Origin of the sequence: Mesorhizobium sp. BR1-1-16 (assembly GCF_020165495.1) — a bacterium.
Classification (GTDB): domain Bacteria; phylum Pseudomonadota; class Alphaproteobacteria; order Rhizobiales; family Kaistiaceae; genus Kaistia.
Window position 1 is genome coordinate 479,449 of sequence record NZ_JAIUIE010000002.1, and the last position, 19,672, is coordinate 499,120.

General features: G+C 65.4%; 17 protein-coding genes. 10 read left to right on the plus strand and 7 right to left on the minus strand.

Annotation, left to right across the window (positions count from 1 at the left end):
- Positions 1 to 36: 36 nt before the first annotated feature.
- From LB518_RS08075 to LB518_RS08090, 4 genes are all read right to left on the minus strand, one after another.
- Positions 37 to 879 (minus strand): carbohydrate ABC transporter permease, encoded by an 843-nt coding sequence (locus tag LB518_RS08075; RefSeq protein WP_224575470.1) that lies wholly within the window; start codon positions 877 to 879, stop codon positions 37 to 39.
- Positions 876 to 1,811: a carbohydrate ABC transporter permease gene (locus LB518_RS08080; protein WP_502845807.1), complete on the minus strand. Its 936-nt coding sequence runs from the start codon at positions 1,809 to 1,811 to the stop codon at positions 876 to 878. Before LB518_RS08080 ends, LB518_RS08075 begins: the two co-directional genes overlap by 4 nt.
- 97 nt (positions 1,812 to 1,908) lie before the next feature.
- Positions 1,909 to 3,207 carry an extracellular solute-binding protein gene (locus tag LB518_RS08085; protein ID WP_224575476.1) on the minus strand — a complete coding sequence of 433 codons (1,299 nt, stop codon included), beginning with the start codon at positions 3,205 to 3,207 and terminating at the stop codon, positions 1,909 to 1,911.
- Between the two features lie 283 nt (positions 3,208 to 3,490).
- Positions 3,491 to 5,059 carry an aldehyde dehydrogenase (NADP(+)) gene (locus LB518_RS08090; protein WP_224575478.1) on the minus strand — a complete coding sequence of 523 codons (1,569 nt, stop codon included), beginning with the start codon at positions 5,057 to 5,059 and terminating at the stop codon, positions 3,491 to 3,493.
- A gap of 161 nt (positions 5,060 to 5,220) precedes the next feature.
- On the opposite strand from LB518_RS08090, the gene LB518_RS08095 reads away from it, so the two are divergent.
- Positions 5,221 to 5,625: a response regulator gene (locus tag LB518_RS08095; protein ID WP_224575480.1), complete on the plus strand. Its 405-nt coding sequence runs from the start codon at positions 5,221 to 5,223 to the stop codon at positions 5,623 to 5,625.
- Here the strand turns inward: LB518_RS08095 and LB518_RS08100 are convergent.
- Positions 5,619 to 6,458 carry an SDR family NAD(P)-dependent oxidoreductase gene (locus LB518_RS08100; RefSeq protein ID WP_224575482.1) on the minus strand — a complete coding sequence of 280 codons (840 nt, stop codon included), beginning with the start codon at positions 6,456 to 6,458 and terminating at the stop codon, positions 5,619 to 5,621. The genes LB518_RS08095 and LB518_RS08100 overlap by 7 nt on opposite strands.
- 126 nt (positions 6,459 to 6,584) lie before the next feature.
- Between LB518_RS08100 and LB518_RS08105 the strand changes: the two genes are divergently transcribed.
- The 6 genes from LB518_RS08105 (at position 6,585) to LB518_RS08130 (ending at position 12,937) form a co-directional block, all read left to right on the plus strand.
- Positions 6,585 to 7,610: a BMP family ABC transporter substrate-binding protein gene (locus LB518_RS08105; protein ID WP_224575484.1), complete on the plus strand. Its 1,026-nt coding sequence runs from the start codon at positions 6,585 to 6,587 to the stop codon at positions 7,608 to 7,610.
- A 26-nt stretch (positions 7,611 to 7,636) separates the two neighbouring features.
- The gene (locus LB518_RS08110; RefSeq protein WP_224575486.1) at positions 7,637 to 9,181 is read left to right on the plus strand and encodes an ABC transporter ATP-binding protein; all 1,545 of its coding nucleotides are present in this window, start codon (positions 7,637 to 7,639) and stop codon (positions 9,179 to 9,181) included.
- 13 nt (positions 9,182 to 9,194) lie between these two features.
- The gene (locus LB518_RS08115) at positions 9,195 to 10,229 is read left to right on the plus strand and encodes an ABC transporter permease (protein WP_224575488.1); all 1,035 of its coding nucleotides are present in this window, start codon (positions 9,195 to 9,197) and stop codon (positions 10,227 to 10,229) included.
- Entirely contained in the window at positions 10,229 to 11,149 is a 921-nt protein-coding gene (locus LB518_RS08120) for an ABC transporter permease (protein WP_224575490.1), read from the plus strand. The genes LB518_RS08115 and LB518_RS08120 overlap by 1 nt, the downstream gene beginning before the upstream one ends.
- An 11-nt stretch (positions 11,150 to 11,160) precedes the next feature.
- Entirely contained in the window at positions 11,161 to 12,117 is a 957-nt protein-coding gene (locus tag LB518_RS08125) for a nucleoside hydrolase (RefSeq protein ID WP_224575492.1), read from the plus strand.
- Between the two features lie 103 nt (positions 12,118 to 12,220).
- Positions 12,221 to 12,937 carry an MgtC/SapB family protein gene (locus LB518_RS08130; RefSeq protein ID WP_224575494.1) on the plus strand — a complete coding sequence of 239 codons (717 nt, stop codon included), beginning with the start codon at positions 12,221 to 12,223 and terminating at the stop codon, positions 12,935 to 12,937.
- Between the two features lie 50 nt (positions 12,938 to 12,987).
- Here LB518_RS08130 and gnd read toward each other — a convergent pair whose 3' ends face one another.
- Positions 12,988 to 14,424, minus strand: coding sequence for an NADP-dependent phosphogluconate dehydrogenase (gene gnd, locus LB518_RS08135; RefSeq protein ID WP_224575496.1), 1,437 nt, complete (start codon positions 14,422 to 14,424; stop codon positions 12,988 to 12,990).
- 206 nt (positions 14,425 to 14,630) lie between these two features.
- On the opposite strand from gnd, the gene LB518_RS08140 reads away from it, so the two are divergent.
- From LB518_RS08140 to LB518_RS08150, 3 genes are all read left to right on the plus strand, one after another.
- Positions 14,631 to 15,101, plus strand: coding sequence for a carboxymuconolactone decarboxylase family protein (locus tag LB518_RS08140; RefSeq protein ID WP_224575498.1), 471 nt, complete (start codon positions 14,631 to 14,633; stop codon positions 15,099 to 15,101).
- Between the two features lie 7 nt (positions 15,102 to 15,108).
- Complete coding sequence (locus tag LB518_RS08145) at positions 15,109 to 16,011, plus strand: sigma-70 family RNA polymerase sigma factor (protein WP_224575500.1); 903 nt, start codon at positions 15,109 to 15,111, stop codon at positions 16,009 to 16,011.
- Between the two features lie 92 nt (positions 16,012 to 16,103).
- Positions 16,104 to 17,138, plus strand: a complete 1,035-nt coding sequence (locus tag LB518_RS08150) for an AI-2E family transporter (protein WP_224575502.1) — start codon at positions 16,104 to 16,106, stop codon at positions 17,136 to 17,138.
- A gap of 90 nt (positions 17,139 to 17,228) precedes the next feature.
- Here LB518_RS08150 and clpA read toward each other — a convergent pair whose 3' ends face one another.
- Complete coding sequence (gene clpA / locus LB518_RS08155) at positions 17,229 to 19,667, minus strand: ATP-dependent Clp protease ATP-binding subunit ClpA (RefSeq protein ID WP_224575504.1); 2,439 nt, start codon at positions 19,665 to 19,667, stop codon at positions 17,229 to 17,231.
- Positions 19,668 to 19,672: the final 5 nt, after the last annotated feature.

Genomic DNA, 19,672 nt, shown 5'->3' on the forward strand with positions numbered 1-19,672 from the left:
ACTACTCCTCAGGGGGCATAAGAATTTCGAGAGCGCTCAGCCCTTTACCGCGCCGGCCGTCAACGCACCGACGATCATCCGCTGCAGCAGCAGGAAGGCGACGATGGCAGGGACGACGGCGACGAGACAGGCCGCAGCGAGCACCTGGGTGGACGAGGCGTTCGATGTTCCCGCGAAGGTGAAGATCGCGACGGAAATCGGCAGCTTCGAATCGGTGGAAAGCAGCAGGAACGGCACCAGGAACTGGGACCAGTTCAGGATCATGATCAGGATGAAGGCCGAGGCAAGGCCGGGCGCCACCAGCGGCAGCGTTATGCGCCAGAAAATGCCGAAGCGGGAGCAGCCGTCGATCTCCGCCGCTTCCTCGAGCGACTTCGGAATGCCGTCGATGGAGCTCTTCAGCAGCCAGACCGCCATCGGCAGACTGACGGCGATATAGACCATGGTGACGCCGAAATGGCCGTCGAGCAGGCCAAGAGTCGACATGTAGCGATAGAGCGGCACCAGGATGACCAGCGGCGACACCATCTGGAACGCCAGGATGCTCATCATCAGGCTGGAGCGGCTGCTGAAATGGAAGCGCGAGAAGGCATAGGCGGCCGGCGCCGCAACCAGCAGGCAGCCGATGCCGCCGAGCGCCGAGAGCTTCAGCCCGTTCCAGAGATACGTGATGAAGGCCGGATCGGAGAGGATCTGCTGGAAATTGGCGATCGTGGGATGCTTAGGGATGAAGCGGGCAGCGCCGAGATAAACCTCTTGCCGCGTTCGGAGCGACAGCGACAGCAGCCACAGCAGCGGCACGAGGAAGAAGGCGGCGATGACGATCGCGATCAGATAGGTCGCGGTGTCCCAGAGCCGTTCGCGCGCATCGGACGTCATTCGTTGGGCTCCCTGCGCGGCATCATCGAGGCATAGCCGACGGCGAGCAGCAGGCTGATGATCAGCATCAGCACCGAGAGCACGCTGCCGCCGGCAAGATCGAGATTCCGGAACACGGTGTTGAAAGTATAGAGCGACAGCACCTCGGTGGCGCGGCCGGGGCCGCCGCCGGTGAGCGAGATGATGGCGTCGAAGGTGTTGAGTGTCGCGATGGTGATCAGGATCGAATTGACCAGGATCGCCGGCCGCATCTGCGGCAGCGTGATGAAGCGGAAGCGCTGCCAGCCATTGGCGCCGTCGACGCTCGCCGCCTCATAGAGCGTCGTGTCGATCGCCTTCAATGCCGCATAGAACACGATCATCGAGAAGGCCGTGCCGCGCCAGACATTGGAGATGATCGACGAGAGCATGGCGATGTTCGGATCCGACAGCCAGGCAACCGGCTGCACATGCATCATCCGCAGCACGCTGTTGATGGCGCCGAATGGTGCTTCGCTGAACAGCATCTGCCAGATCAGGCCGTTGGCGATGCCGGGGATGACCCAGGCGACGAGCACGAGCGTGCGCAGCGCGGTCATGCCATAGAGCCGGCGCCGCTCGCCGCGCATCACCAGCACGGCGATGCCGAGGCCGAACAGCTGCTGGCCGATGACGCTGCCGGCCGTGAACACGAAGGTCGTCCACAGAATGTCCGGCAGGATGGGATTGACGATCAGTGCCCTGATCGAATCGGCGGTGTAGTGCTCTTCGCCACCGCGCAGGCTCGCATTGGTGAAGGCGAGCCGGAACACGTCGATGATCGGATAGAGGTAGAAAACGCCGAGGAGGATCGCCACCGGCAGCAGCCACGAGAACGGATGGTTCTCGATGCGCCTCCTGAGGCTCGTCCGGGCGATGTCGCCTCGTCCGCCCGCCATGGCCGCTCCGGTCATCGTCATGACGGTCATTCCTCCCGCGAAGCTACAGTTACGAAGTCCCGGACAGGCATGCCGGCCGGGACTTCGCGTCGCATCAGAGTGTCGTCAGGCCTCAGAGCCGTGCGTAGGCAGCCTGGACGGCCGCATTCGCGGCGTCGAGAGCAGCTTCCGGCGTCTTGGCGCCGGTCAGCACGTCGCCCATCATGACCTGGATCTGGTTGGAGATCTCAGGATAGATCGGCACGCCCGGCCGAGCCTGGCCGTCGACGAGCGCGGCTGCGAAGGCCTTGTTGGCGTCGGACTTGAAGACGTCGAACTTGTCGTACTGCGCCTTCGAGGTCGGCAGCTGCTGCTGCAGCGCGTTGCCGGCGCCGGAGTAGACCTCCTTGGCGATGGCGGCGCACATCGCGACCTTCTCCGGATCGGACGAGAACGCGCCGATGGTCCAGCCGCCGGTGCCCGTCGAACGCTGGTCCTTGGTCGGGCCAGGGATCGGCGAGAAGGTCCACTTGGCGAATTCTTCCGGCTCCAGCGTGCTCTTGAGCTGAGCGAGCTGCCAGTTGCCGCCGATGAAGAGGGCCGTCGAGCCTGCCGCAGCAGCCGCGTTGAACTCGTCATAATTGACGATCGTGGCAATGCGCTTCGGCGCGGCGCCCGAATCGACGAGGTCCTTGAAGTAGTTGACGGCCTTCAGGAACTTCTCCCGGTTCTCGCCGTCGGCGAAGATCGGCTTGCCACTGTCGTCGACGAGCTTGCCGCCCTGCGCCCAGAAATTCGCCAGCCAGTCGAAGGTGGTGCCCTCCCAGCGGCCGCCATTGACGAGGAGACCTTCCATCCCCTTGTCCTTCGAGGCGATGGCGGCAGCCTTCAGCTCGTCCCAGGTCTGCGGTGCGTCGGCGACGATGTCCTTGTTGCGGTAGAGAACACGCAGGTCGGTATCCCACCACCAGGCGTAGATCTTGCCGTCCTTGCCGGTGATGCCTTCACGAACGAACGGGAACAGGTCGTCGATTTCGGCCTGCGTGAAATACTCGTTGAGCGGCTTCAGCACGCCGGCATTCATGAAGAGCGCGAGCACGAAGCTGTCGACGGCAGCGCAGTCCGGGCCGGTGCCCGACTTCGTCTGCTCCAGCATGCGCGCCTGCTCCTGCCCGATGTTGTCGGACATGCGCTCCAGCTTGATCTGCCAGCCGGGATGCTTCTGGATGAAATCGACGAAGAGCTTCTGGTAGCCCTCGGCCACGTCCGGCAGCGTATTGCCGGGGCCGTCGCCGGTCAGGCGGAAGGAGAGCGTTTTCGGCGCATCGGCCGGCCCGACGCGATCCTTGGTGATCAGGTCCTGGGCCGAGGCGGCGCCGGCGACGAGCGTCGCCACCGTCGCCAGAAGGGCGACGCGGAACTGTCTTCTCATGTCTCGAACTCCTCAAGAAGCTGTTTCCACCCGGGGCAGCCTTGGCCGGCCCGACACGCCTGTTTGCGGCGCTTGAAGGGGAGTAAATCACTTTGCTTTCATTTGAGCAACGTGGAATCGAGCGCCTGGTACAGGGCTGTGGATGCCGGATGGGGCATGGCGCGCAGGCCGGCGGCAGCCCGACAGCGCAAGGCTCTGCCCGCGCCGGGGAGGGCACGGGCGCTTAAGAAAGTCGGAAAGCTGCCCACGAGAGGCGTAGGCCAGCTGAGAGAAGAGCGGGGCGTCAGCCGCGGCGCACGCCGTCGATCAGAGCCGGCAAGGTCTCGTCCCTGAGGGGGGCCGGCAGCAGTTCGGCTGGCAGGTTCTGGTAGGAGATCGGCCGCAGGAAGCGGCGGATCGACAGCGTGCCGACCGAGGTGAAGCGGCTGTCGGCGGTGGCGGGATAGGGGCCGCCATGTACCATGGCGTGGCTGACCTCGACACCGGTTGGCCAACCATTGGCGAGGATGCGGCCGACCCGCCGTTCGAGGATCGGCAGCAGGCGCCGGGCCGCGTCGATATCATCGGCGTCGAGTTGCAGCGTCGCCGTCAGCTGGCCTTCCATGCGCTCAGCCGCCTCAAGCATCGCTTCGATCGTCTCGCAGCGGACGATCATCGACGAAGCGCCGAACACTTCGTGGCCGAGCGCCTCGTCGGCCTCGAATCGCGTGGCATCGGTGAGGAACACGGCCGGCGCCGTGGCATTGGCGTCCGTGCCGTCGCGGCCGCGCGCGAGAACCTGGACATCGGGATGGGAGGCGAGCGCATCGACGCCCTTGTCGAAGGCGGCATGGATGCCGGGTGTCAGCATCGCCTCGGCGTGTTTCAGCGCCAGCGCGGCCTCGACATGGCTGAGAAAGGCCTCGAGCTCCGGGCCCTCGACGGCATAGACGAGGCCGGGATTGGTGCAGTACTGGCCGCTGTCGAGCGCGAGCGAATCGACGAAGCTGCGTGCGATCGCCTCGGTGCGCTCGGCAAGCGCCGCCGGCAGGATGAAGACGGGATTGATGCTGCTCATCTCGGCGTGAACGGGGATCGGCTCGGGCCGTGCCGCTGCGACCGACATCAGCGCAAGGCCGGCGCCGCGCGAGCCGGTGAATCCAACCGACTTGATCATCGGGTGCCGCACCAAAGCGGTTCCGGTTTCGACGGCCCCGTTCAAAAGCGCGAAGATGCCGGCGGGAAGGCCGGCATCCGCCACCGCTCGCTGAATGGCGCGCCCGACCAGTTCGCCGGTGCCCGGATGGGCCGGATGACCCTTGACGATAACTGGACAACCGGCCGCGAAGGCCGCCGCCGTGTCGCCGCCGGCGACCGAAAAGGCCAGCGGAAAGTTGCTGGCGCCGAACACCGCGACAGGACCGACGCCGATCTGGCGCAGGCGGATGTCCGGGCGCGGGAAGGGCGTGCGGTCCGGCAGCGGCGGGTCGATCCGGAGGTCAAGCCATTCCCCAGCCCTGACCACTTTGGCGAACAGGCGCAGCTGGTTGGTCGTGCGGTCTCGCTCGATCCCGAGGCGCCGGCGCGAGAGACCGGTCTCCGCCTCGGCCCGTTCGATTAGCGCATCGCCGAGATCGTCGATCGCCGCGGCAACGCCTTCGAGGAAATGGGCTCTGGTTTCGAGGTCGCTCTCCCGAAATGCGTCGAACGCGCTCCAGGCGAGCCGTGCGGCCCGATCGACATCGGCCTCGTCGGCAAAGCTGAACGCCGGCTCCAGGGGCGCTCCGGTCTTCGGATTGGTCGCGCGGATGCCGGGGAGACCGCCTGAAGCCGCCTCGCCGCCGACCAGAATCTCGCCCGTGATCGTTGCCATGCTTGCAGCCCTCGCGCTTGTTAACCTCCTTTAGATCGATTGGCGTCAGTGCCTCTGCAACCAGCTACGTGGTCGCACCGTATCAAGCGTCAGCGGAACCATTCCGGACGTTTTCCCGTTGCCTTGTCCAAATGCGCGGACTGGCGGAAAGGAGCATAGCGATGATCGACGGCAGCACCGGAACCATCCTCGTGGTCGAGGATGAGCCGATCCTGCGCATGGTCATGAGCGATCACCTCGGCGATCTCGGCTACGCGACAATCGAGGCGGAAGATGCCCGGGCGGCGCTGCCCGTGCTGGGCGGGGATCTGCCCATCGCTCTGATGATCACCGATGTCGATCTGCCCGGCATGGATGGTCGTGCGCTTGCCGATCAGGCGCGGGCCATGCGACCCGGGCTCGGCATCCTGTTTTCGACCGGCGACGTTGCCGGAATCAGGCTATGGCCTGGCTTCGACGCCGCCACGATGAGGGCGATCGGCAAGCCCTTCGAGGTGGAGGACCTGATGCACGCCATCAGCTCCCTGCTCAAGCAGCCGCCCGAGGCGGCGCGCGACGGTCAGTAGGGCGTCTCGCCGGCGTCGGCATTGACGGCCTGGCCGCGGATCAGCATGGCATCATCGGTCAAGAGGAACGAGGTAACCCGCGCGACCTCGATCGGCTGCAGATGGCGGATGAGCTGCTGGCTCAGCATCTTGTCGAAAATGGCCGGCGCGCCTTCGCCCGTGAAGCCCGAATAGGCCTCGGAGACTTCGCGCAGCATTGGCGTTGCGACGCCGCCGGGGCAGACGCAGTTCACATTGATGTCGTGCGGGGCCAACGTTTCCGACAACATGCGCGTCATCGAGATGAGCGCCGCCTTCGAGGCGCTATAGGCCAGCGATTCCTTGTGGCCTTTCTTGCCCGCTTCCGAAGCGATCGAGACGATCGCGCCGCGCGTGCCCTCATTGATCATGCGCTTGGCGACCAGCCGCGAGGCCTCGTAGGCGCCGAAGAGATTGATCTCGAATTGCCGGCGCCAGTCGTCCCAGCTCACCTCGAGCGGATCTGAATGCAGCACGATCGCTGCGCAATTGACGAGGCCGTCGATCGTGCCGAGCGCTTTCGCCGCCGCGTCGATCCCGGCCGTCACCGAGGCTTGCGAGCCGACATCCATCGCGACACCGAAGCAACCCTTGCCTGCGCCGCCGAGTTCCTCGGCCGTGGCCTCCACACTCGCGGGTTTGAGATCGGCGACCACGACGCGCGCGCCCTGCGCCAGCAGGAGGCCGGCGATCGCCTTGCCGATACCGCCAGAGCCGCCGGTCACGATGAAGCCCTTGCCCTCATGGACAGGCAGGATGCGGGGCGTGCGGACCGGGAGCGGCGCGCTCGGGTTGGTGGTCATGTATTTGGACATCGGGAATCCATCTGGGGACAGCTGTTGCCCGGAGGATAGGCATGGCGCCGCGGCGGTCAATCGGAGTTGTCCACCCGGCCACGACTGGCTAAGTTCCCAACCATCGATTGGCATGAGGAGCGCGAGATGAAGGTTCAAGGCCTGGTGATGAGCGGTGCGGCGATGGTCCTGGCCGTCTCGGCGCTGATGACGCAGCCGGCTGCTGCGGCCGATCCGAAGCTCGTCGTCTTCGTCTCGCCCAATCCGATCGGCGTCAACGACTTCCTGAAGCTCGCCAAGGCGGGCACCGAGAAGGCGGCTGCGGCCCTCGGCGGCACGGCCAAGGCTTATGAGAGCACCGATCCGACCACCATCCGCCAGAATCTCGAAGCTGCCGCCAAGGAGGCAGGCGTCGTCGTTGCGGTCGGCTTCGAGTTCAATGATGTGCTGCCGGAAGTGGCGAAGGCTCATCCGGATACGAAGTTCCTGCTCGTCGACAGTTGCCCGCAGACGCTCGCGCCCAACATCTTCTGTTCGGTGTTCCGCGAATATGAGGCGACGTTCCTCGCCGGCGCCGAAGCTGGCCTCACCACGAAGACCGGCAAGGTCGGCGCTATCGGTGCGCTCGATATCCCCTTCCTGCATCGCTACACCGACCCGTTCCTCGCCGGCGCCAAGCACGTCAAGCCGGACGTGCAGACGGCTGAAACGCTCTGGATCGGCGGCAACAATCCGTTCTCCGATCCGGCGCGCGGCCAGCAGCGCGCCGCCGTGCTGGTCTCCGACGATGTCGACCGCGTGATGGCGGCTGGCGCCGGTTCCAATGGCGGCATCTTCAAGGGCCTCGGCGATCTCGATGGCGCGGCTGCCTTTGGCGTCGACGTCAACCAGTGCAAGCAGGCGCCCGGCGCCGTCATGGACAATGTCGAGAAGCGGACCGACGTCGTCATCGAGAAGGGCGTCGCCGGCATCGCCAAGGGCGACCAGCCGCAGGTGGCGGCGCTCGGTCTCGCCGAAGGCGGCATGACGCTGACGGGTCTCGAAGATGGCGTCGCGGAGTCCGGCTGCCTGATCGCCGACTATCCGGATGCGATCGCCAAGGTGAAGGCGCTGCGTGACGAGATCGTCGCCGGCACGCTGAAGGTTGCCGACCCGATGCAGCTCGCCAAGTAAGGGCGCATCATGCAGGCGGTGCCGCGATGATGGCCGGGCCGGCGGGCGTTTCGCCCGAGGTTGAGCTTGAGGCGCGCGGCATCGTCAAGCGCTACGGTCCGCTTCTCGCCAATGACCGGATCGATCTCGTCGTCGCGCGCGGCGAGGTCCATGCCGTGATGGGCGAGAACGGCGCCGGCAAGTCGACGTTGATGTCGATTCTCTACGGATTGCAGCAGCCGGACGCCGGCGAGATCTTTTTGCGCGGCCGCAAGGTCGAATACCGCTCCGCCCTCGACGCGATCGCCGAGGGCATGGGCATGGTCCATCAGGCGTTCAAACTCTTCAATTCGCTGACGGTCTGGGAAAATGTCGTCTACGGCATGGAGCCAAGCCGGTCGGGCTTTATCGACCGGCGGATGGCGATTGCTCGTGTCGGCGAAATCGCCGCCCGCTATCGCCTCGCCGTCGACCCGACGGCTGTGGTCGGCACGCTCTCGGTGGGCGTCCGCCAGCGCGTCGAGATCCTGAAGGCGCTCTATCGCGACGCGCGGATCCTCATTCTCGACGAGCCGACGGCCGTGCTGACGCCGCAGGAGCGCGACGGTCTTTTCGACGTCATTCGCCATCTCGCAGCCGATGGGCGAACCATTCTCTTCGTCACGCACAAGCTGCACGAAGTCATGACCATCACTGGCCGGGTCACGGTGCTGCGCGACGGGCGCGTTGTCGAGCGCATGGCGACGGCCGACACCTCGCCGCGCGAGATCATCCGCGCGATGACCGGCCGTGCCGTCAACCTCAAAGTCGAGAAGTCAATCGCGAAGCCGGGGGCTCCTGTGCTTGTCGCCGAGGACCTGACAGTGCTCTCCGACGATGGTCGGCCGTTGGTCGACCGCGCCTCGCTGTCCATTCGCGGCGGCGAGATCGTGGGGATCGCCGGGGTCGCGGGCAATGGGCAGACCGAATTGATCGAGGCGCTGGCGGGCCTCAGGCCGCCGTTCCGCGGCCGCGTTTCCATCGCCGGGCAGGACGTGACCGCCGCCGGTGTCGATGCGCATCGTGTGGCCGGCCTTGCCTATATCCCGGAGGATCGCGCCGTGACGGGGACGGCGCGCGCCGCGAGCGCCGCCGACAATCTCGCCATGGGTTTCCATCGTCATCCGCCGCTGGCGCGACACGGACTGCTGGACGGGCGGGCGCTGACGGCTGGCGCCAAGGCGATGATCGCGCGCTTCGGCATCAAGATCGGCTCCGAGAAGCTCGCCGTTGGAACCTTGTCCGGCGGCAATTTGCAGAAGGTCGTCGTCGCCCGCGAATTGACGCATCGCGCTCCGCTCCTGATCGCCGAGCAGCCGACACGCGGCGTCGATGTCGGCGCGATCGAGTTCATCCATTCCGAACTCGTCGCCGAGCGTGACCGCGGCGCCGCGGTGCTGCTTGTTTCGGCAGAGCTTTCAGAGATCCTCGCGCTCGCTGACCGGATCCTCGTGATGTATGAGGGCCGCATTCTGGCCGAAGTAGATGCCGCGACCGCAACCGAGGAAGGGCTGGGCCTCCTGATGGCCGGCCGTGTCCAGGAGGCGGCATGACCGGGGCAAGCGCATGAGCGATATTGCCCGCTCGGCCCGGCGCCTGCCGCGCATTCCGCCCGTGCCGCTGGCGATTCTCGTCGGCGTCGTCCTTGGCGGTCTGCTGGTGCTCGTCTCGGGTGGCAATCCCGTCGAGGCCTACACGGCGATCGTCACCGGCGCGCTCGCGTGGGACAATCTCCCGGACACGCTCAACTGGGCGGTGCCGCTGGTTGGCATGACGCTGGTCGCGGCGATCCCGCTGCGCGGCGGCATGATCAATCTCGGCGGCGACGGCCAGATGGTCATCGGCGGGCTCGTCGCAGCATTGGTGCCGCTTTACATTCCGGGGCCGGGTCCGCTGCTGATCGTCGTCGCCATCCTCGCGGCCATGCTGGCGAGCGGCCTCTATGCGACCATCGCGGCCTGGGGTGAGACCCGGCACGGCATTCCGATGCTAATTTCGAGCCTTCTGCTTTCCTATCCGGCGATCGGCATCTGCTCCTATATTGTGGGTTTCCCGCTGCGCGACACGACGACGGGCCTCGCGCAGACCGCGATGGTCCCAGAGGCCGTGCGGCTGCCCGTGCTTTCGGGCCCGCTCAATGCCGGCCTCCTGATCATGGCGGTCGTTGCCATTCTGGTCGTCCTCTATGACCGCTTCACCGTTGGCGGCTATGAGTTGCGCATGCGCGGGCTCAATGCGCGCTTCGCAGGCTATGGTGGGGTGCCGCTGGCGAGGCAGATGACCGGCGTCATGTTTGCGAGCGGCGCTATTGCCGGGCTCGTCGGTGCGCTGATCGTGCTCGGCTCGCAGTTCCGCTTCCAGGATGGCGCGCTGCTCTCGCCGGGCTACACCTGGTCGGGCCTGATGGCGGCGCTCCTTGCCGGCGGCGAGCCGCTTGGCGCCATTCTCGCGGGTGCCTTCTTCGCAGCCCTTCAAACCGGCGGCTTCGCCATGCAGCGCGAAACGTCGATCCCGCGCGTGCTGACCATGGTGCTGCAGTCGATCATCATCCTCTTCCTCGCCATTCGCCATGGTGTCGGGCGGCGGCGGGAGACGCGCTGATGCTGGATTTCATCACGCCTTTCCTCGTCAATTCGGCGGTGCAGGCGATCACGCCATTGCTGCTGGCGGCGCTCGCCGGCACGCTTTGCGGGCGGGTCGGCGTCTTCAACATGGCGCTCGAAGGCCAGATGCTGGTCGGCGCCTTCGCTGCAGTGGTTGGCTCCTATGCAACCGGCAGCGCGCTCGGCGGCATCGCCGCGGCCATGCTGGCGACCGTCGCCTTCTCGCTGATCCTGGCCTATGGCGTCACGGTCTTCCGCGGTGACGCGGTGGTTATCTGTGTCGGCATGAACCTGCTCGCCTCGGGCCTCACCGCCTATCTGCTGCGGCAGATGTTCGGCGTCAGCGGCACATTCAGCGATCCCGCAATCGTCGGGCTGGAAAAGATCCGCATCGCCGCCATCAATGGCTGGCCGGTTATCGGCTGGATCTTCTCGCGCCAGACGGCGCTGACATGGGTCGCTTGGATTCTGGTCGCGGTCGTCACGGTGGTGATGTTCCGCACGCCGCTTGGCCTGCGCTTGCGCGGGGTCGGCGAAGACCCCGAGGCGGCTGAAACCATGGGCGTCGACGTCACGCGCTACCGCATCATCACCGTGCTGGTCGCCGGCGCCATCGTCGGCCTTGCCGGCGCGCAGCTCTCGCTCGGAACGGTCAGCATCTTCTCCGAGGATATGAGCGCCGGCCGCGGCTGGATCGCCGTCGTCGCCGTGATGCTCGGCCGCAATCATCCGCTCTGGGCGGCGCTCGCCTGCGTGCTCTTCGGTTTTGCGGACGCCTTTTCGGTTCGCCTGCAGGGCCAGGGCCTGCCCAACCAGGTCACCGACGTCGTGCCTTATGTGGTGACACTGGTGGCGCTGGTGTTGACGCATACCAAGCGGCGCCGCCGCCAGGACCCGACCATCACCGCTTCGCCTTGAGAAAGACAGCCATGACCGAACCCTGCCGCATCATCCTCGACGTCGACACTGGCATCGACGACGCCATGGCGATCTTCTATGCCCTCCGCCGCCCCGGCATTAAGCTTGAAGCGCTGACCACGACCTTCGGCAATACCGACACGTCGATCGCGACCGAGAATACGCTGAAGATCCTCGAACTGCTCGGCCGCCCGGAGATTCCGGTTGCGCCCGGCGTCGGCCGTTCGCTGATCCGCCCCTACAAGCGTATGGCCGATCACGTCCACGGCTCCAACGGTCTCGGCGATGTCGACCTGCCCGCGCCGACGATCAAGGCTGTCGACGAGCACGCGATCGACCTGATGATCCGTCTCGTCAAGGAGAACCCCGGCGAAATCACGCTGGTGCCGGTCGGCCCGATCACCAATGTGGCGCTCGCGCTTACCAAAGCTCCCGAGATCGCGAAGCTCGCCAAGGGCATCGTCATCATGGGCTCGACGATCTTCCATCCGGGCATTCATGGCCCAATCGCGCCGATGGTCGACGCCAACTTCGCCAATGATCCCGAGGCGGCGCATATCGTGCTGCAGGCCGGCGCCAATGTGACGCTGGTCGGCATGGACGTCACCATGACGACGCTGCTCTCGACCGACATGATGGCCGACATCGTGGCGGCGGGTGATCCGGCCTCGCAGACCCTGATGAAGATCACCGAGTTCTATGTGAACTCCTACAAGACGATGTATCCGGGTATCAAAGGCTGCGGGCTGCACGATCCGCTCGCTGTCGCGATCGCCGAGGATCCGAGCCTCGCGACCATGGAGCGGATGTATGTCGACATCGAGCTGCATGGCGAACTGACACGCGGCCAGACAGTCGCCGACCGCCGCCGCACGGCCAATGACCTTCACAACGCCAATGTCTGCATGGCAATCGACCGGCCGCGCTTCGAGGCCGATTTCGTGGCCTTGATGAAGAACGCCGCCTGAAACGGCGATCGCTGCATCGACGCCCGGCATCGTCATGCGCCGTTCACACGATCAGCCTGTCATGCCAGGCTGATCGTCGGCGGACAATGGAAGCGGGCTCGTCGTGAAATTCATCGAGACGTTTGATTTTCTGCAGTTTCTCGACACGCTTGTCAGCTTCACAGCTGCCTTCGTTCTCGGCGCTCTGATCGGTGCCGAGCGTCAATACAGGCAACGCACAGCGGGGCTCCGGACCAATGTTCTGGTTGCGGTCGGCGCCGCCGCCTTCGTCGATCTCGCGCAGCGCATCGCCGGGACGGCCGAGGCGGTCCGCGTGATCTCCTATGTGGTCTCAGGCATCGGCTTTCTCGGTGCCGGCGTGATCATGAAGGAGGGCATGAATGTCCGCGGGCTCAACACGGCGGCGACGCTGTGGTGCTCGGCTGCCGTCGGCGCTTGCACCGGGACGGACATGCTGGCCGAAGCGGCGCTGCTGACCGTGTTCGTCCTCGCCGGCAACACGCTGCTGCACCCAGTCGCGGCGCTGATCAACCGCGCGCCGCTCGCCGACAGCGTCGCCGAGGCGACCTATGAGGTGCGCCTTCTCGTCGAGGCCGGCGCCATGGCGGATCTCCGCGACCGTCTCGTCGAGCGGCTGGAGGCGGCCAAATATCCCGTCGGCGATGTCGATGTCGTCGACCGTGACAATGATGTCGTCGAACTTGTCGCGACGCTTGTCAGCACGTCGGTCGAAAAGAAGGAACTCGATGCCGTGACGCGGGGCCTGTCGCTGTTGCCGGCCGTGCGCCATGCGAGCTGGGAAGGCAGCACGACCGACTAAGCTGCATCGCCGCGGGGTTGCCGCGGCGATGCGATAATGTGGACCGGCGGTCAGTCCGACGTCTTCACTTCGCTGCCGTCTTGGCTCCACCGCGTGTGGAACTTGCCGGGCTTGTCGAGGCGGCCATAGGTGTGCGCGCCGAAATAATCGCGCAGGCCCTGCAGAAGATTGGCGGGGCCGCGCGCGCGGCGCAGGCCGTCATAATAAGCGAGCGACGAGGCGAAGGCCGGAACCGGAATGCCCTCGGCGACCGCGAGGCCGACAACCTTGCGCCAGCTTGCCTCGGCCTTGATGACTGCATCGGCGAAATAATCCTGCAGCAGCAGGTTGCCGCCGCCCGTGCCGGCCGCATAGGCCTCGCGGATGCGGTTCAAGAAGCGGGCACGGATGATGCAGCCGCCGCGCCAGATCGTCGAGATCTCGCCGAGCTTCAGTTCCCAGCCATATTGCTCGGCGGCGACCTGAAGCTGCTCGAAGCCCTGCGCATAGGCGACGATCTTGGAGGCATAGAGCGCGTCCTTGATCGCGTCGATTTCGGCTTTGGACGGCGTCCGCTTGGCAACCGCGCTATGCGGGTAGCGAGCTTCAACGGCAGCGCGCTCGGCGCGGCGGGCGGAGAGGGCGCGGGCAAACACAGCCTCGGTGATCGAGGTGAGCGGAATGCCGAGATCAAGCGCCGACTGCGCCGTCCAGCGTCCGGTGCCCTTCTGCTCGGCCTCGTCGACGATCGAATCGACCAGCGGCTTGCCGGTGTCGTCGACCTTGCGCAGCACGGCCGCGGTGATCTCGATGAGATACGAGTTCAGCTCGCCCTCGTTCCAGTCCGCAAAGATGTCGGCGATGGCGGGAGATTCAAGGCCGTAGACCGTCTTGAACAGGTCATAGGCCTCGGTGATCAGCTGCATGTCGGCATATTCGATGCCGTTATGCACCATCTTGACGAAGTGGCCGGAGCCCTCGGTGCCGATATAGGTGCAGCATGGCTCGCCATCGACCTGTGCCGCCATCTTGGTGACGATCGGCTCGATGCGGGCATAGGCCTCGCGCGTGCCGCCCGGCATCATGCTGGGGCCTTCGAGCGCCCCTTCCTCGCCGCCCGAAACACCCATGCCGATGAAGCGCAACTTCTTTTCGGTCAGGTAATGGAAGCGGCGATTGGTGTCGGTGAACAGCGAATTGCCGCCATCGATGATGATGTCGCCCTCGTCGAGATGCGGGATCAGTTCCTCGATCACCTGGTCGACCGGCTTGCCGGCCTTGACCATGATGATGATCGGGCGGGGCCGCGCGATCGAGGCGACGAAATCGGGGATCGTCTTGGCAGGGGAGAAGCGGCCCTCGCTGCCATGCTCGGCGATCAGCTCGTCGGTCCGCTCGCCATGCCGGTTGAAGACCGCAACGCCGAAGCCCTTGCGCGCCGCGTTACGGGCGAGATTCGCACCCATCACGGCGAGCCCGAGCACGCCAATATCAGCCAGTTCAGTCACACTATCCACCCTGAGGCTGTGGTTCGGAAATCCGGAGGCGGACCTTACAACGTCAAAGCGGGCTGGGCTATCCGGATTGAACCGATTGAATGGATCGTGACCTCTGTCGGCTCCATCCGGGCGCGGGTCGCGAAATAGTTCGCCGGGCGATGTCACGCGGGGCGCCTCCGTCTCGTCTTTCAGTGATCAACCCCAAGGAGACGTCCATGTCTGAACGACTGAGCTTCCACACGGCCTCGCCCGAGGCGGTCAAGGCGATGCTCGCGCTGAGTGCCTATGTCGCCGATTGCGGCATCGAGCGCAGCCTGGCCGAGCTGGTGAAGATCCGCGCCTCGCAGATCAATGGCTGCGCCAACTGCCTGCACATGCACACGGCGGACGCGCGAAAGGCCGGCGAGAGCGAGGCGCGCATCTATCTCCTTACCGCCTGGCGCGAATCGCTGCTCTACACGCCGCGCGAGCGGGCGGCGCTCGCCTGGACGGAGGCGCTGACGAAGCTTTCGGAGACCAACGCTCCCGACGAGGACTATGCCGCGCTGGCGGCCCATTTCTCGCCGAAGGAACAGGTGGACTTGACCCTGATCATCAATGTGATCAACAGCTGGAACCGGCTCGCCGTCGGCTTCCGCACCGTGCACCCCAATGATCGGCGCGCCGCCGCGAAAGCGGCCGCATGAGGCAGGAATGATCGACACGTCGGCGCGTGAGTTCGAGCAGCAGCGCCCGTTCCTGACGGGGCTGGCCTATCGCATGCTCGGCTCGCTCGCCGACGCGCAGGACATCGTGCAGGACGCCTTCCTGCGCTGGCATGAACGCGCGAACGTCAACATCGACAGCCCGCGCGCTTTTCTGGCGACGGTGGTGACGCATCTCTGCCTCGACCGCCTGCGTTCGGCCCGACATCGCCGCGAAACCTATGTCGGCCCTTGGCTGCCGGAGCCGCTGATCGAGCGCCTCGGCGTCGAGCCGGATCCACCCGACAACCGCATCGACGCGCCGGTGGCGCTGATGCTGGCGCTGGAGCGTCTGTCGCCGCTGGAGCGCGCGGCTTTCGTGCTCCACGATCTCCTCGACATCGATATGGCCGAACTGGCGGCCGCGCTGCAGAGAAGTCCCACCGCCTGTCGGCAGTTGCTGGCGCGCGCCCGCGGCCATGTCGGCGAGGCGAAGGCGCGCTTTCCCATCGGCCGGGAGGAGGGGGCTCGCGTCGCCGCGGCCTTCTTCGAGGCGATCCGCACGGGGAGGGTCGAGCCGCTGCGCGATCTGCTTGCCGCGTCCGCTGTGCTCCAGGCAGACGGAGGCGGCAAGGTCACGGCGGTTCTCAATCCCATCAACGGTGGTGACCGGATCTTCCGCTTCTTTCGCGGTGTGACCGCCAAGCCGGCAGGCTTACCGCAAGCCTGGTCCGGCCCGCTGCTCATCTCCGGATTGCCGGGTTATGTGTCGATCGACGCGGCTGGCATCCTGCAGACGACGAGCTTTGCCGTGGAGGCGGGGCAGATCGTCGCGATCTTCATCATCCGCAACCCCGACAAGCTGTCCGGGCTCGCCGGTCTCGCCAGCTTGCCCGCCAGCGGATCGTCATGAGCGGCCCTCTGGGTCCGGCCGCGCGAAATCCCGCGACATGGCACCGGAAGACATGCCACGCTCGGCCGTTGGAATGACGAACGGGGCTCGAAGTGGATTCGCCGAAATATGATCGCTGGGAAATTGCATCGCTGGTTCTGGCCGGTCTCGCCCTCTGGCTCGTGCTCGATCTGCACATTCTCTCGGTGCTGTTGTCCGGATTGCTCGTCTACGAACTCGTCGACCTGACCGTGCCATCCTTCCGCCGCCTCGGCGTCAACACCGCCGTGGCCAAGACGATCTCGATCGCCGTCATGACCTCGGCGGTCGCCGGGGCGCTGCTCGTGCTCTCGCTCTGGATCGGATCCTTCATCGCGGCCGGAGGCCAGCCGATCCAGGAACTGATGTCGCAGATGGCCATCGCGCTGGAGCATATCCGGCCGAGCCTGCCGCAGGGCGTCGCCGACTTCCTGCCGGCCGATATCAATGCGCTGAAAGCGCTCGGTGTCGAATGGCTGCGCGGGAATGGCCGTCAGGTTGCGTCCATCGGCCAGGATGTCGGCCGGCTGACGGTTCACATCATCGTCGGCATCGCGATCGGCGCGCTGGTCGCCTTCTCGCATGAGATGGGCGAGCAGGTGCTTGGTGGCACCGGCGGCCGTCGGGCGCCGCTCGCCGATGCCGGAAGGCGCCGCTGCCGCAACCTCGCCACGGCCTTTCGGCAGGTCGTCTTTTCGCAGGTACGAATCTCGGCCGTGAACACGGTCTTGACCGGCATCTTCCTGGTGGTGGTGATGCCGCTCTTCGGTGTGCCGCTTCCGCTCGCCAAGACGCTGATCGTGGTGACCTTCGTCGTCGGACTGCTGCCGGTCATCGGCAACCTCATCTCCAATACGGCGATCGCACTCGTCGCGCTCAGCGTATCTCCCTATGCGGCGGTCGGTGCACTAGCGTTCCTGATCGGCATTCACAAGCTCGAATATTTCCTGAACGCCGCGATCATCGGGTCGCGCATCAATGCGCGGGCCTGGGAGTTGCTGATCGCCATGATCGTGATGGAGGCGGCGTTCGGCGTGGCAGGGCTCATCGCCGGGCCGGTGTTCTATGCCTTCGCCAAGCAGGAACTGAAGAACGCCGGAGCCATATAGGCCGGCTCGCGCGATCGCGCCGATGGTATCCCACAACAAAAAAAAGGCGCCGCATGTGCGGCGCCCTTTCTCTAGTCAGTTTGATCGGTCTCAGTCCGCCTTGAGCGGAACCTTCGGCACCAGGCCGCCGCGCTTCGGCGGGGTCTTTTCCGCCGCTGGCTTCTTGGCTGCGGCAGGCTTGCGCTTCGGACGCGCGGTCTTGGCCTTGGCCTCTTCAGGCTCGGGCTTCGGCGTCACCGGGGCATCCTCAAGCGGCTCGAGCTTTAGCCCGGTCTCGCCGTTTTCCTTCGTCTCGACCGTGACCTTGACCGTGCCGCCCTTGCGCAGTCGGCCGAACAGAACCTCGTCAGCCAGCGGCTGCTTGATGTTCTGCTGGATCACGCGGCCAAGCGGCCGTGCGCCCATCTGGCGGTCGTAGCCCTTCTCGGCCAGCCAATCGATCGCCTCCGAGGAGAGATCGAAGGTGACGCCGCGATCGGCGAGCTGAGCCTCCAGCTGCATGACGAACTTCTGCACGACGTTGCGGACAACCTCGATTGGCAGATTGCCGAACTGGACGATCGCATCGAGACGGTTGCGGAATTCCGGGGCGAACAGGCGGTTGATCGCCTCCTGGTCGTCGCTGTCGCGCTGCGAGTTCTTGAAGCCGATCGCCGGCTTGGCGAGATCGGCCGCGCCCGCATTGGTCGTCATGATGAGGACGACATTGCGGAAGTCGACCTGCTTGCCGTTGTGGTCGGTCAGCTTGCCGTGATCCATCACCTGCAACAGGATGTTGAACAGGTCCGGATGCGCCTTCTCGATCTCGTCGAGCAGCAGCACGCAATGCGGATGCTGGTCGACGCCATCGGTCAGGAGGCCGCCCTGGTCGAAGCCGACATAGCCGGGCGGGGCGCCGATCAGCCGTGAGACCGTGTGACGCTCCATATATTCCGACATGTCGAAGCGGATCAGCTCGACGCCGAGGCTGGCAGCGAGTTGCTTCGCAACTTCGGTCTTGCCGACGCCGGTCGGGCCCGCGAACAGATAGGAGCCGATCGGCTTCTCCGGCTCGCGGAGACCGGCGCGCGCCAGCTTGATCGCCGACGTGACCTGCTCGATCGCGCGGTCCTGGCCGTAGACGACGCGCTTCAAAGTCGTCTCAAGCGACTTCAACACCTCGGAGTCGTTCTTGGAGATCGTCTTCGAGGGGATACGCGCCATCGTGGCGATCGTGTCCTCGATCTCCTTGACGCCGATCGTCTTCTTCCGCTTGCCCTCGATGACCAGCATCTGCGATGCGCCGGTCTCGTCGATCACGTCGATCGCCTTGTCCGGCAGCTTGCGGTCATGGATATAGCGCGCCGAAAGCTCGACCGCCGCCTTGATGGCGTCGTTCGTGAAGCGCACGCGGTGGAAATCCTCGAAATAGGGCTTGAGGCCCTTCAAGATCTCGATCGCGTCCGGAACCGTCGGCTCGTTGACGTCGATCTTCTGGAAGCGGCGGACGAGCGCCCGGTCCTTCTCGAAGAACTGCCGGTATTCCTTATAGGTGGTCGAGCCGATGCAGCGGATCGAGCCGCCGGCCAGCGCCGGCTTCAGCAAGTTGGATGCGTCCATGGCGCCGCCGGAGGTGGCACCGGCGCCGATCACCGTATGGATCTCGTCGATGAACAGGATCGAGCCCGGATACTCCTCGATCTCCTTGACGACCTGCTTCAGCCGCTCCTCGAAATCGCCGCGATAGCGAGTTCCGGCGAGCAGCGTGCCCATGTCGAGCGAGAAGATGGTGGAGCCCGCCAAAACGTCCGGCACGTCGCCTTCGACGATCCGCTTGGCGAGACCTTCGGCGATCGCCGTCTTGCCCACGCCGGGGTCGCCGACGAAGAGCGGATTGTTCTTCTGCCGGCGGCAGAGGATCTGGATCGTGCGCGCAATCTCGCTGTCGCGGCCGATCAGCGGGTCGATCTTGCCCTTCTTGGCCTTCTCGTTGAGGTTGACGCAATAGGCGTCAAGCGCGTCGGCCTTCTTCTTGGAGTTTTCGTCGCGGCTTTCGACCGTCGCCGCATCGTCGTCGACGCCGCGCACCGGACGGCTCTCGCTCATGCCGGCTCGCTTGGCGATGCCATGCGAGATGTAGTTGACCGCGTCATACCGCGTCATGTCCTGCTCCTGCAGGAAATAGGCGGCATGGCTCTCGCGCTCGGCGAAGATCGCGACGAGCACGTTGGCGCCGGTCACTTCTTCGCGACCGGATGACTGGACATGGATGACGGCGCGCTGGATCACGCGCTGGAAGCCGGCGGTGGGCTTGGAATCCTCTTCCGGCCCATGCGCGAGATTGGCAAGCTCGGTGTCGATGTAATCGACGAGGCTGCGCTTCAGCATGTCGAGATCGACATTGCAGGCGCGCATGACGGCGGCCGCGTCCTGATCCTCGATCAGCGCCAGCAGCAGATGTTCAAGCGTTGCATATTCCTGATGGCGCTCGTTTGCGAAAGCGAGAGCCTGATGAAGTGCCTTTTCGAGGCTGCGGGAGAATGACGGCACGTTAG